The 12,868-nt window shown below is 41.1% G+C and carries 9 protein-coding genes and 1 riboswitch; of the genes, 7 read left to right on the top strand and 2 right to left on the bottom strand.

Translation table 11 applies throughout. The annotated features are described in order from the left end of the window. Positions 1-19: 19 nt before the first annotated feature. Entirely contained in the window at positions 20-337 is a 318-nt protein-coding gene (gene rplU, locus BWI44_RS04425) for a 50S ribosomal protein L21 (protein ID WP_007666485.1), read from the bottom strand. A gap of 429 nt (positions 338-766) precedes the next feature. Next, a riboswitch (cobalamin riboswitch) is annotated at positions 767-974 on the top strand. A gap of 119 nt (positions 975-1,093) precedes the next feature. Between rplU and BWI44_RS04430 the strand changes: the two genes are divergently transcribed. From BWI44_RS04430 to BWI44_RS04445, 4 genes are read left to right on the top strand one after another with little or no spacing between them, the layout of a single operon-like run. Beyond that, on the top strand, positions 1,094-2,266 hold the full coding sequence (locus tag BWI44_RS04430) for a DUF5074 domain-containing protein (protein WP_021967055.1): 1,173 nt from the start codon (positions 1,094-1,096) through the stop codon (positions 2,264-2,266). 9 nt (positions 2,267-2,275) lie between these two features. Then, complete coding sequence (locus tag BWI44_RS04435) at positions 2,276-4,288, top strand: TonB-dependent receptor plug domain-containing protein (RefSeq protein ID WP_007666476.1); 2,013 nt, start codon at positions 2,276-2,278, stop codon at positions 4,286-4,288. A 24-nt stretch (positions 4,289-4,312) separates the two neighbouring features. Beyond that, complete coding sequence (locus BWI44_RS04440; RefSeq protein WP_195209263.1) at positions 4,313-5,668, top strand: DUF5074 domain-containing protein; 1,356 nt, start codon at positions 4,313-4,315, stop codon at positions 5,666-5,668. A 2-nt stretch (positions 5,669-5,670) separates the two neighbouring features. Then, positions 5,671-6,654 carry a PKD-like domain-containing protein gene (locus tag BWI44_RS04445; protein WP_138291534.1) on the top strand — a complete coding sequence of 328 codons (984 nt, stop codon included), beginning with the start codon at positions 5,671-5,673 and terminating at the stop codon, positions 6,652-6,654. A gap of 46 nt (positions 6,655-6,700) precedes the next feature. Here the strand turns inward: BWI44_RS04445 and BWI44_RS04450 are convergent, their stop codons facing one another. Next, positions 6,701-8,848 carry an HAD-IA family hydrolase gene (locus BWI44_RS04450; protein ID WP_138291535.1) on the bottom strand — a complete coding sequence of 716 codons (2,148 nt, stop codon included), beginning with the start codon at positions 8,846-8,848 and terminating at the stop codon, positions 6,701-6,703. Between the two features lie 137 nt (positions 8,849-8,985). On the opposite strand from BWI44_RS04450, the gene BWI44_RS04455 reads away from it, so the two are divergent. Genes BWI44_RS04455 through BWI44_RS04465 form a run of 3 tightly spaced genes read left to right on the top strand, consistent with a single transcriptional unit; the run spans position 8,986 to position 12,840 of the window. Further along, positions 8,986-11,220 carry a GH92 family glycosyl hydrolase gene (locus tag BWI44_RS04455; RefSeq protein WP_118424699.1) on the top strand — a complete coding sequence of 745 codons (2,235 nt, stop codon included), beginning with the start codon at positions 8,986-8,988 and terminating at the stop codon, positions 11,218-11,220. Between the two features lie 20 nt (positions 11,221-11,240). Then, complete coding sequence (locus tag BWI44_RS04460; RefSeq protein ID WP_022394495.1) at positions 11,241-11,801, top strand: RNA polymerase sigma-70 factor; 561 nt, start codon at positions 11,241-11,243, stop codon at positions 11,799-11,801. A gap of 31 nt (positions 11,802-11,832) precedes the next feature. Further along, positions 11,833-12,840, top strand: coding sequence for a FecR family protein (locus BWI44_RS04465; RefSeq protein WP_007666461.1), 1,008 nt, complete (start codon positions 11,833-11,835; stop codon positions 12,838-12,840). The last annotated feature ends 28 nt before the right edge of the window (positions 12,841-12,868 follow it).

Consider the following 12,868-nt stretch of genomic DNA (forward strand, 5'->3'; position numbering starts at 1 on the left):
TCTTACTGTTTTAAATTGATTAAGCTACTACTTCTGTGATTGTTAACTCTGTGAATTGTTGACGGTGACCGTTCAACTTGCGATGACCTTTTCTTCTTTTCTTGTGGAAAATGAGAACTTTGTCACCTTTTACCAGGCTTGATACAATCTGGCAAACTACTTTTGCACCTTCTACGGTGGGAGCACCTACGGTGATAGCACCTTCTTTGTCTACCAAAAGAACTTTGTCAAATTCTACTGTTGTACCGTTTTCTGCATTCTGGATGTGGTGTACAAACAGCTTTTTGCCAGCTTCTGCTTTAAATTGCTGACCGTTGATTTCTACAATTGCGTACATTTCTTATATATAATGTATAAGTTAGCTCCGTCGGGTGGTCTCTAATCACTTAGAAAGCACTTTGTCGAACCCGGTGCGGAATAATCGGGCACAAAAGTACTTCTTTTATTTGGAACAGACAAACGTTTCTTCCTCTTTTTTTGAGGAATAGATTTAGGAAATCTGTCAGGAAGGGATTCTTGCAAGTCTGCTTCATACCAACTCCGTGTCAAGGCCGTACCAACTCCGTATCAAGTCCAAGCGTATAGATACGGAGAAGACACGGAGTAAATAAGACTCAGATATAATGAATATACGGGACCTATTCATAAAGCCTTGAGTACTGAACCAAGCAAACTTATAAGAGGGAATAAAACATTAAGTTCATTTTCTTTTTTTTTAGAATATTCTTCCTTGCATGATTTATAATGTCTATCTTTGCACTCGGATTTAAGAATCCGGCTTTCGGGTGCTTCGTGATATATCTTATCAAACGAGGTGAAAAGGGAATCAGGTGAAACTCCTGAACAGACCCACTGCTGTGAGCTTCATTAAACTTTTCGGATAAATTCTACACTTGTCCACTGTCCGTATAGGATGGGAAGGACTTCCGGAGAGGAAGCGAGTCAGAAGACCTGCCTGCAAAGTCTGCAATCTACAGTTTCGGGGGAAAAGGAACTTAAGAGATTCACATTGCTTCAACTCATATTGTTATAGATATGAGAGGTCATTGCTCTGACTTCGTACCTCGAAACATAACGGAAAATAATTGTGTGTATGCAGAAGAAACGCATTTTGAGGTTATGTTGTGCAGTGCTAATGGTATCATTATCCGCCTGCGAATATGAGGATGATTTTCCTGCCGGAGTGGGCGAGGGTAATATCGAAGCTATTGTTTTGAACGAGGGAAGAATAGGTACGAATATGGGAGCTATATCTGTATTGTACCGTAACGGGATGGTGAGTCCCGATGTCTTTCGTGTTGTGAATAACCGACCGTTAGGGGATGTAGCACAATCTATTACGATGATTAATGGGAAGTACTTCATCGCTTTGAACAATTCTAAGAAAATCGAGATTGTGAATTCCAAGACTTTCGAATCCGAAGGTACGATACTTTATACACAGGCAGGATTACCACGTCAGATTGTGGCTATATCGGATACTACTGCTATCGTTTCCGATCTTTTAAGTAACAATGTCTCCGGTGTTGATTTGCCCAGCCAGCTGGTACGGATTCGTACCGTGCCTCCTTATGGTACTCCCTTGGAATATATCGTTATCAGAAAATGGGTAGAATATATGGAAGTGTCTGAACATAAACTTTTGGGTATTACAGCAAAAGGGGTTTATGTGTTCGATCTGGACAATATTACTCTGGAAGGAAGCCGCATGATAGAAGAAGTCTATAATGAGGAAGTCACTAAAACCTGTAAATTGCTGAAAGACAAAAATGGCAAGATATGGGCTTTGATGAACGAACGTGATAAAGGCAAACTTACTGCTATCCTGTTAAAGTGTATTGATCCGCAGACGGAGAAGGTAGTGACTACTTACAGACTGCCTTTTGTCAGTAAGAATGAAGCCAAAGAAGGGGATGTAACCGGAACTATCAGCTATAACCGGACTGACATGGATGCTACTAAAACTCTGATCTATTTTAGTGTGCGAACCTGCAAACCGGGTCTTCCGAATGACTCACAACAAAGTATTTATACGTTGAATACGGATGATGGCACTTTTAAATTACATCGTCATGTACCTGGAGTAGATATGATGTATGGTTGTGGAGTAAGTCCGCAAGGGGAAGTGTATATCTGCGACTGTCTGGACTATTCGGCACAGCGTGGCTATATTCGTCATTATAAAGAGAGTGGAAATGTTGAAAGTTACCGTGTTGGTATTTATCCCAATCAGGTCTATTTCCCTGAATCATCCGAAGTTCAATAATCTAAGTTTATGAGAAAACTGTTTTTCCTGATAGTTGCCGCATGCCTGCTGGTGACTGATGCGATAGCTCAAAAAAAGGATACGATTGCCTATGGCCTGAATCTGGATGAGGTGCAGATTGTAGCCCGTCGGATACGTCATGCCAATGAAGCAAATGCCGGTGCAAAAGTGACGCATCTTGAGCCTGAATTGCTGCAAATCAATAAAACCCGTTCGTTTTCTGAGTTATTGACCGAAAATTCAGCTACCTACATTAAGAGCCTGGGCACGGGAGCATTATCTACAGCCTCTTTCCGTGGAGGAAGTGCTGCGCAAACCCGGGTCAACTGGAATGGAATCAACATCACGCCGCCGATGTCCGGAGTGTTTGACTTTTCGCAGTTCCCTGTCTTCTTTGCCGACAACGTGAACCTTTATTATGGAAGCAGTCATGTGAAGAGTGGTACCGGTGCTGTGGGTGGGAGTGTAAACATCTTCAATGATCCGGAGTGGGGAAAGGGAGTTACAGGTAAATTTTTTGGAGAATATGGTTCTTATAACACATATACCGGAGGAACACAGATTAATGTAAGTGGCAAACGGGTGGTTTCGAAAACACGTTTGTTTTATCAGCATTCGGATAATGACTATACTTATATTAATAAAGTACTTACTAATGAAGCTTTCCGTGAGAAGCGGCAAGATGCCAAATATTCACAATGGAGTGCGATGCAGGAAGGGTACTTTAAACTGAATCCGTACGCACAACTGGCTGCTGTAGGCTGGATACAACAAGGGAAGCGTATGTTGCCCCAACCATTAGGCATTGTGGGAAAGACACACGAACAGCAGAATGAAACGAATATTCGCGGGTATGTAGGGTTCGACTACGTGCGTGGCATCCATGAATTTCATGTAAAAGGCGCATGGCTTTATTATCGTCTGAAGTATGACAAATGGTTTGATGGCGGGTTGTTCGACCCGGAAGGCAATATCAACTCTTCGCAGACATGGCAGGGGGTTGCTGATTATTCGTGTGCACCTGTTGACGAGTTGGTATTGAATGCTACGCTTACCTATACACACGACTTGGTAAATGTGAGTAGTTACATTGATGTGGATTCCGCTAAGTACCTGATAGACGATGTGTATTATAATATACCGGTACCCGAACCGCCATTGAAGCATCATCGCAATGTATTGTCGTTGCAAGCTTCGGCGAACTGGACATTATTGCCATGGTTACAACTGCATGGACAGTATATGTTCGAGCAGAATAATAGCCGGAACGTGTCTACATGGTCGGCTGGTTTTGCCACAAACTTTTTCGATAAGACCTTCTACGTAAAAGGTAGCATGTCGTATAATTATCGTTTTCCCAGTATGAATGATCTTTATTGGCGTCCCGGTGGAAATCCTGATGTGAAACCCGAAGACGGCTATTCTTATGACGCAGCCATCGGTTATAAGAATGATTTAACCTCCTGGATGACATTGAATGCAGAAGCGTCCGGTTATCTGATGCATATTGACAATTGGATATTGTGGCTTCCAAAAGATGGCAACCAGTGGATATGGACACCTCAGAACAAACGTAATGTCCTCTCGATGGGAGCAGAGTTTACTGGTAAAATGGTGCTTAGCTTTGGAGATTTCAAGACTACACTTTCCGGTAATTTCAGCTGGGCTCGTTCGCGTACGCGGAAGAAGCAGCATGTAGATGATAACTCTTATATGCAGCAGATCCCTTATGTGCCCGAATTGAAATGGAATGCACGGCTGGCGTTCGATTATAAAAAAGCCTTTTGTTCGTGGCAGACTACTTATATAGGTAAACGTTATGTCACAACTGATGAATCTTATTCAACCCGTCCTTATACGGTTCATAACTTATTAGTGGGTTATTTGTGGAAATTAGGGAACGGCATGCAGCTTACTTCGCAAGTACGTGTGGATAACATTCTGAATACCTATTATGAATCGACACAATACTATCCGATGCCATTGCGTAATGTGCTGTGCTCGTTGATGTTTGAATTTTAGTTTTTAATTTTTTATATACTAACAATGAAGAAGAACATTATTTATTTTTTATCATGCCTTGTCCTTACGGTAGGACTAGTATCTTGTAGTGATGATGACAAAGAACCGTTGTCGCCTTTAACAGTTGTGATAGAGGGTGCCGAAGCACAAGAAGTAGTGCAAGGTGCAACTCTGAATTTAAAGGCTGTAGTAGAAGGAAGTTCAGAAGTGAAATATGTCTGGACATTGAATGGTAAGGAAGTTTCTACCACCCCTGCTTATGAGTTTACTGCGACGGATCTTGGAAAAAGTGAAATTCAACTGAAAGTTTCAAATGCGGAGCAAGGTGAAGCAGCAGCCAAGTTAGACCTCGACGTGTATGGAAAGTATAAGTATGGAACCTTTATACTGAACGAAGGTGCAGCTTGGGGAGGTGATAAAGGTGGCTACCTAATCTTTATAAGTCCGGAGGGAGAACTTGTGGAGAAGGCTTTCCAAAAAGAGAACAATGGATCATGGTTAGGCAGTGTTCCGCAGGATGTGTTTATTGCCAACAATAAAATGTATATTGTTTCTCAAAACGGAGGTAACGAGGGAGGCTTTTTAACGATAGTCAATGCTGAAACATTGAAACTGGAAACCGCTTTTGGTGATGAATTGAAGAGTCAGGTAAGTTGGCCTACACATGTAGCAGTGTTGGGCGATGATAACATTTATCTGCGTGATAACGGAGGTATTAAGTTGTTTCATCCTTCTACAGGAGAAGCGACTCTTATCGAAGGAACGAAAGGAGCCAGAAAAAATACGATGGCAGTTGTTGGAGGAAAAGTTTTTGCTTCGCAAAACAAGAATCTTCTTGTCATAGAATCCGGAAAGGATAAAGTATCGGCAACGGTTGAATTTGACGGTAATATTTCGGGTGTGGTAAAATCATCAGATAATAACGTTTGGGTATCGGTTTCAACTGGTAAAATAGCTAAAGTCAGTGCCAAAGATTATTCAATTATAAAAGAAAACGATTTGTCGTCGAATACAGATGCTACAAAAACGTTGTCAGCTTCATTTGCTGCTGCTCCCAGTATAACAGCCAAAGGAGATACATTGTATATGAGTGGTCTTGCTACTAAAATTTACCGTCATATTTTTAGTACTAATGAAACTAAACTGATGGTAGATGTTAAAGAGATGGTAGAAAATGCCAATATCGTTTATAATACAGTTACTGTTGATCCGGTAACGGAAGGAGTTTATTTCAATACGATAAAAGGATATGGAGATAATGTGGGTATCAATCAGATTAGTATATTCGATTTTAGTGGTGCAACTCCTACTTTGAAAGCACATTATAATGATTGTACAAGATATCCGGCTGGAGTCTTCTTTACTTCTAATTTTAGATAACTATGAAGAATAATATTATCTATTTTTTATCATGTCTTGTCCTTGCTATAGGATTGGAATCTTGTAGTAGCGATGATTCCAACGACAATGCTTTACTACTCTCAGTATCCATTGTCGATGGTGAAAAACAAGATGTTGCACTTGGAAAATCTCTCACCTTGGAGGCGAAAGTGGAAAATGGTGAAAATGCTCGTTTTGAGTGGACAGTGGATGGTGAGAAGGTATCAACTGAACTGAAGTATGTGTTTACTCCCACAAAGGTAGGCACCTACGACGTGAAGTTTGCAGCTTATAAGGATAAAGATGAAGCCTATGCCGCTATACTGGTGAATGTATATGTGGCTTATGATGCTGTAAAGTCTATGAGTGATATTCAATTCTGGACAGGAGAGGGAGAATGTCAGTCTGCATTAGGCGTGCAATGGATAAGTGGTGACAACTGGGAAGATCCGACACAGGATAATGTTCATTTCCTGAGTTGGGGGTATCGTTGGAAAGAAAGCGACCAATCTACCGGATATCAGATGATCTTAGCAATTGCTAAAGCAGATCCTCGCTTCTTTGTTGTGATGGGACCAGGTTTTGGTGGTGATGACAGTCGGTCTGTTCGTGGTTTGGGCTACGATGCCAATGGTGATGGTTGTTTTTCTATAAAGAATGAATCCATGTCTATTACATATGATGCAAAGGACTTTACGGATGGGGTAATCTTTCTGAAAGATGATGTGACGGGAGATGGATTTGTATCAACCGATCCTGCCGATTATTGGATGGGTGGCTGGTATGAGAATTATTGTTCGTATTATTTGGGTGATGATGGGAAGAATGTTCCGGAATCATTTGAATATTCTCCATATATGGCAGACTTGCGCACATTAACTCAGAACAGTTGGGATGCTTGGACTTGTTCCTCAATCAATTCCGGTATGATGAATACTTATCCTTTTTCAGAATGGATGGTAGGGGCTCTTGCAAATCCCCAATAATAGATACGAATTGATTTTTCCTGAAATAAATAAAAGTTCTCTCATATCAATTGATAGGGAGAACTTTTATTATATAAACCGCAGCAACTATCAGGGCTACTACAATAATAGCAAAGATAATAAGCAATATTAGACTGTAGAAGAACATAAGTACTGTGGTCCAAAAACTTCTCCACCACGTGTATCCATACAGTTGCTTATAATCCAGGCAGAAGAGGGCAAAGATGAATAGTATGGGCAATTCGTATAAATCGCCTACCTGTGCACTGCCGTTGAAAGGAAGCACAATGATGCTGAGCAAGAGTATTTGGCAAGCGATATAGGCCTGTATAAATACATGTTCTGTCAGATTATAGCGCAGCTTGTTCTTTTTACGACGGAAAGCCATGAGCGTTGCCAGAGCAAAAAGAGGTAACGTGGCAATGATGCGGAATGCCTTGTTGCCATGTCCCCAACTTTTCAGTAAGTTCCATACTTTTTCCAAGAAAGGTGTGTTGTGGATGACTTTTTCAAGTTTATCAAATGCTGAAGACCCATCTTTCAGCAATTCGTCTATGAGCTCATCATCTTCATCGCCATTTATTTTTATGGTGATATTGTCCTTTTTAAAAGAACTTTTTGTTTCTAGTTTTTCCAAATCCAGATTCAGGTCTTTTATAGTTTGAGTCAGAACTTCCTTTTGAGCTGGTTCTTTGGCCTTTTTTATCTGTTTCTGCAAAAGTTCGCGTGTGACTATCAGATTCTTCTTCCGGATTTCCGTAGAATCCTCTGTTCCCAGATTTTCCAGTTTCTTGTTCAAGCCTTTTATGGCCTGGTTCAGAACATCTTTGGTGTGTGAGTCTTCTGTTCCCTCTATTCGTTTTTGTAGTTGTTCACGTGCAGCAAGTATTTCTTGTCTTTGGACTTCCTGTGATTTTTCCTTCTTTTCTTTCAGGGCTTCAGGGTCTACCAGTTGCACAGCCATTATGTAAAGGGCGGCAAGCACAAATAATGTTTGGAAGGGACGGAAATATAAAATTCGTTTGCCAGCAATGAAGTCTCTGATCATGTATCCCGGGCGATAGAGCAGATCCAGAAGGGTACGGCCGAAACCATTATCAATATTAGTGAATCCACCTAATATATTTCTAAATGCATTACTAAAACGGTAGCGTGGAGTATTCCGGCTTTGACCGCAACGGTTGCAATAGCTACCTGTATAGACGGTATCACAATTCAGGCAAATATTACTTTCTTCACTGATGGGCGGTGTTTTCTTTCCTTGTACCATTTTGATGTGTAGGGCGCGAAGGCGTATCTTACAGGGAAGCCACCACGAAGAGTTTAATATTCGATTTGGCAGAATCCTGCGTTTGGTAAGGATATACCAAAGCACCAGAATGAAAGCCCACATAAAGACATTGCTATCTTCTCCTTCTTCAAAAGATAACCATAGTAGCACTGCCAGGATTAATATTTGCCAGATATTGATCATTTTCTTTCTGTGAGGAGTGGGACGTGGGGCAATAACCGGAACGGAAGGTGGATTGACAACCGGATGGGGTGGTTGTTCATCTGCTTCCAAGAGTTCTTCCAGTGAGTTCATAATTTTCCAATGCGGATATTTACTTAATTCTTCGGCGGTAGTTACTCCATGGGTTACACCGGCAAAGTCCACACCTGCTGCTTTGGCTGTGGCAGCGTCCACTGTACTATCGCCAATGTAGAGGGTTTCTGCCTTGGTGACGTGCAACTGTTTGATGGCAAGCAGCAACCCTTCGGGCGAAGGCTTGGCTGTTTGTACATCTTCTCCGCCAACAATAATGTTGAAGAAACTGCCGGGGAAGTGTTGATCAAGCATTTCCTTTATGCGATAGCGGTATTTGGTGGAGATGATACCGATGAATGCACCTGCATCTTTCAGTGCAAGCAGCACGGATTTGGTTTCCAGAAAGAGTACGGTGTTTATTGTCATGTGGGTATCCGCTTCCTTTCTGTATTCACTCTTAAAACCAGCCAGTTGGTCTTCATCCGTCACACCTGTCAGGATGGAGAAAGATTCTTCCAAAGTTTTTCCGATGGTACGTTTAATATCTTCATCGGTTACATCTGTATAACCATGTTGATTGAGCACATTACGGAAACAGGTAACGATGCCGCGAGAAGAATCTGCAAGCGTGTAGTCAAAGTCAAAGAGATAAGTCGTATAGCTCATTGTCGCTTTTTGCGGCAAAGTTATAAATTAATTGGAATTTTTAGCCTATATTTGTTCTTTCGATGAATTTATTTGGGAAACCGCTAAGTGTTTCCGGATGCTGAGTTGTTACATATGCACGTTAACTATGTAGTATTATGAAATTGTCAGAATTGTTTTTACTGGTTTTATTCCTTTTCTCCTTTTCAGCGTGTGTGTCCCAACAACCGGATACGAAAAGTAAGTGCTATGCCACGGAGTATGTCAACCCTTTTATCGGTACGGATTTTACCGGGAATACGTATCCCGGAGCACAAGCCCCGTTTGGTATGGTGCAGTTAAGTCCTGATAACGGACTTCCGGGATGGGATCGTATCTCTGGTTATTTCTATCCGGACAGCACAATTGCAGGTTTTAGTCATACCCATCTTTCAGGTACCGGGGCAGGTGATTTATATGATATATCTTTTATGCCTGTTACTTTGCCCTATAAAGAAGCGGATGCTCCGTTAGGTATTCATTCTTTATTTTCTCACTCCGAAGAAACTGCCAGTGCCGGATATTATCAGGTTCGGTTGAAAGACTATGATATCAATGTAGAACTGACGGCAACCGAGCGTTGCGGTATTCAACGTTATACCTTCCCCGAAGCAGATGCTGCCATTTTCCTTAACTTGCGAAAGGCTATGAATTGGGATTCTACCAATGATACTTATATTGAGAGAATCGATTCTGTTACTATACAAGGGTACCGCTTTTCTGACGGTTGGGCACGCGATCAGCATATTTTTTTTCGTACCCGCTTCTCTAAACCGTTTACAACAATGCAGTTGGATACTACTGCTATTGTCAAGGATGGCAAACGAATTGGAACGTCTGCTATCGCCCGTTTTGATTTCCATACCACTGCAGGGGAACAGATTCTTGTAACCACTGCTATATCAGGTGTAAGCATGGAAGGTGCTGCCCGTAATCTTGCTGCTGAAACACCGGAGGATGATTTCGATAAATATCTGTCTGTTACCCGGAAAAATTGGAATGAGCAACTTTTTAAAATAGAAATCACATGCGATGATCCTGACGAGAAAGTCAAATTTTATACGGCTTTGTATCACTCTATGCTGGCACCGACTATTTATAATGATGTGGACGGTACCTATTACGGTCCCGATAAACAAGTGCATCAGGCAGATGGATGGACCAATTACAGTACTTTTTCATTGTGGGATACCTATCGTGCCGCTCATCCTCTTTACACTTATATAGAACCACAACGTGTGAATGATATGGTTCAGTCTTTTCTTGCTTTTTTTGAACAGAACGGACGTCTTCCGGTATGGAACTTTTATGGAAGTGAAACGGACATGATGATAGGTTATCATGCTGTACCGGTAATTGTGGATGCTTATCTGAAAGGTATAGGAAATTTTGATCCGAAGAAAGCTTTGGCAGCCTGTGTAGCTACAGCCAATATAGATGAATATCGAGGAATTGGATTGTATAAGAAGTATGGTTATGTACCTTATGATGTGACGGATCATTATAACTCGGAGAACTGGTCGCTCTCTAAAACTCTGGAATACGCTTACGATGATTATTGTATTGCCCGTATGGCAGAAAAGTTGGGTGAAAGGCAGATTGCAGCTGAATTCTATAAACGTTCTCAAAACTATAAGAATGTATATAATCCCCAGACTTCTTTTATGCAGCCGCGTGATAATAAAGGAAATTTTATTCAACCCTTCAGTCCGGATGACTATACTCCGCATATTTGCGAAAGTAACGGTTGGCAATATTTTTGGTCTGTGCAGCAAGATGTCGATGGTTTGATTGGCTTGGTCGGAGGTACGGAGCGTTTTGCCCAGAAACTGGATAGTATGTTCACTTATAATCCTTCTGCGGATGAAGATCTGCCTATTTTCAGTACCGGAATGATTGGGCAGTATGCGCATGGAAATGAACCGAGTCATCATGTCATTTATTTGTTTAATGCTGTAGGGCAACCCTGGAAGACTCAGAAATATGCCGCCGAGGTGATGCATGAACTTTATAAGAATACGCCTGCCGGTTTGTGCGGAAATGAGGATTGTGGTCAGATGTCTGCTTGGTATGTATTTAGCGCAATGGGATTCTATCCGGTAGATCCGGTTAGTGGCAGGTATGAAATAGGTACTCCTATGTATCCTGAAATGAAAATGCATTTGGATAACGGTAAGATATTTATGGTATTGGCGCCGGCTGTTAGTAAAGAGAATATATATATTCAGTCGGTGAAACTCGACGGGAAACCTTATGATAAAAGCTATATTACACATGAACAAATAATGAATGGCTCTGTCTTTGAATTTGAGATGGGGAATAAACCGGGAGCAGTGTGGTATGCTATAGAGTGATAAAATGAAGTTGTGGGATTATGGGTGATAACTTTGATTCAACTTATAAACTCCTTTTCCGTAAATACTATGCCAATCTGCTTTTCTATGCCACACGTATTGTGGGTGAGGAAGAAGCAGAGGACGTAGTACAAGATGTATTTGTGGAATTGTGGCGACGAAAAGATACAGTGACGGTGGGAGAGCAGATACAGGCATTTCTGTATCGGGCGGTGTATACCCGTGCTTTGAATGTTTTGAAGCACCGGGACATCAAGAATAGTTACGAAGCTGTCGTAACGGAAATTAATCAGAAGAGGGTTGAATTCTATCAGCCGGATAGTAATGATGTAGTGAAAAGGATAGAGGATCGTGAGCTTAGAAGAGAGCTTTCCGAAGCCATTAATGAACTGCCGGATAAATGCAAGATGGTTTTTAAACTCAGTTATCTGCATGATATGAAGAACAAGGAAATTGCAGAAACAATGGGAATATCGTTGCGGACAGTAGAGGCTCACATGTATAAAGCTTTGAAGTTCCTGCGTGAAAGATTGGGCTACCTCAACTTTATGTTAGTCCTGTTTTTATTGAATAAGGTATAAGTGTTTTTGTCGAAACGATTGTTTTATTAGTATGATGAAAGAAGGAAAAAACAAGTTGAATGAAGAATTACTGGTCAAATTCCTTATGGGTGAATGTTCTGAAGAAGAACTCCGTGAGGTGAACACTTGGCTGAACGAGTCGGACGATAATGCGCGTGAATTGTTCAGGATAGAGGAAATATATCATCTGGGAAAGAATGGCGATTCTACTGATGAGAAAAAAATAGAAAAAGCAGAAAAGCAGTTATTCAAACGGTTGGCACAGGAAGAAGCTAAACAGTTCAAGGTGCGTAGAATGCATACTTGGATGAAGTATGCTGCTATGTTCATAGGAATTTTTTTTGTATCCGGTTTGAGCTATCATATCTATCAGTCTCAAAGTGAAGAACAGTTAGTGGCTGTTGTAGCCCGGGATGAGGTGAAGGAGTTGATGCTGCCCGATGGCACTAAAGTATGGTTGAATAAGCATACAACCTTGAAGTACCCGCGTGAGTTTTCTGAAAATGGAAGAAATGTGTATATGGAGGGAGAGGCCTATTTTGAAGTAAAGAGAAATGTAGAAAAGCCTTTTATTGTGCGAAGTGAAGCCATGCAAGTCAGAGTGCTGGGTACGGTCTTTAACTTGAAGAGTGATCAGATGAACCGTTCGGCAGTAGCTACACTGATTAAGGGAGAAATTGAGGTGAAAGGCAATCACAATGAGGGTATGATTGTGTTGGCCCCGGGACAAAAAGCCGAATTGAACGCTGTAACTCGTCGTCTGGTAGTGAAGCAAGTGGATACAGGTATTGAGAATTGGCATAATAATCAGTTTGTCTTTGAAAATGCCGATATATTTACGATTGCCCGTACTTTAGAGAATTCTTATGGAGTGAAGATTATTCTGGCGCCTGATATGGATGCTACTAAAACATATTCGGGTACACTGAAGAAGAAAAACACTGTGGAGGATATCCTGAATTTGATTAAAAGTACAAATGCAATACCTATTGAATATAAAATTGTAGGAAATAGTGTATTTTTGTCTCCCAAAAAATAAAAGGAAACTTTTGAAATATATAATCTTA

The organism is Bacteroides sp. Phil13 (assembly GCF_001940965.1).
GTDB lineage: Bacteria > Bacteroidota > Bacteroidia > Bacteroidales > Bacteroidaceae > Bacteroides > Bacteroides intestinalis.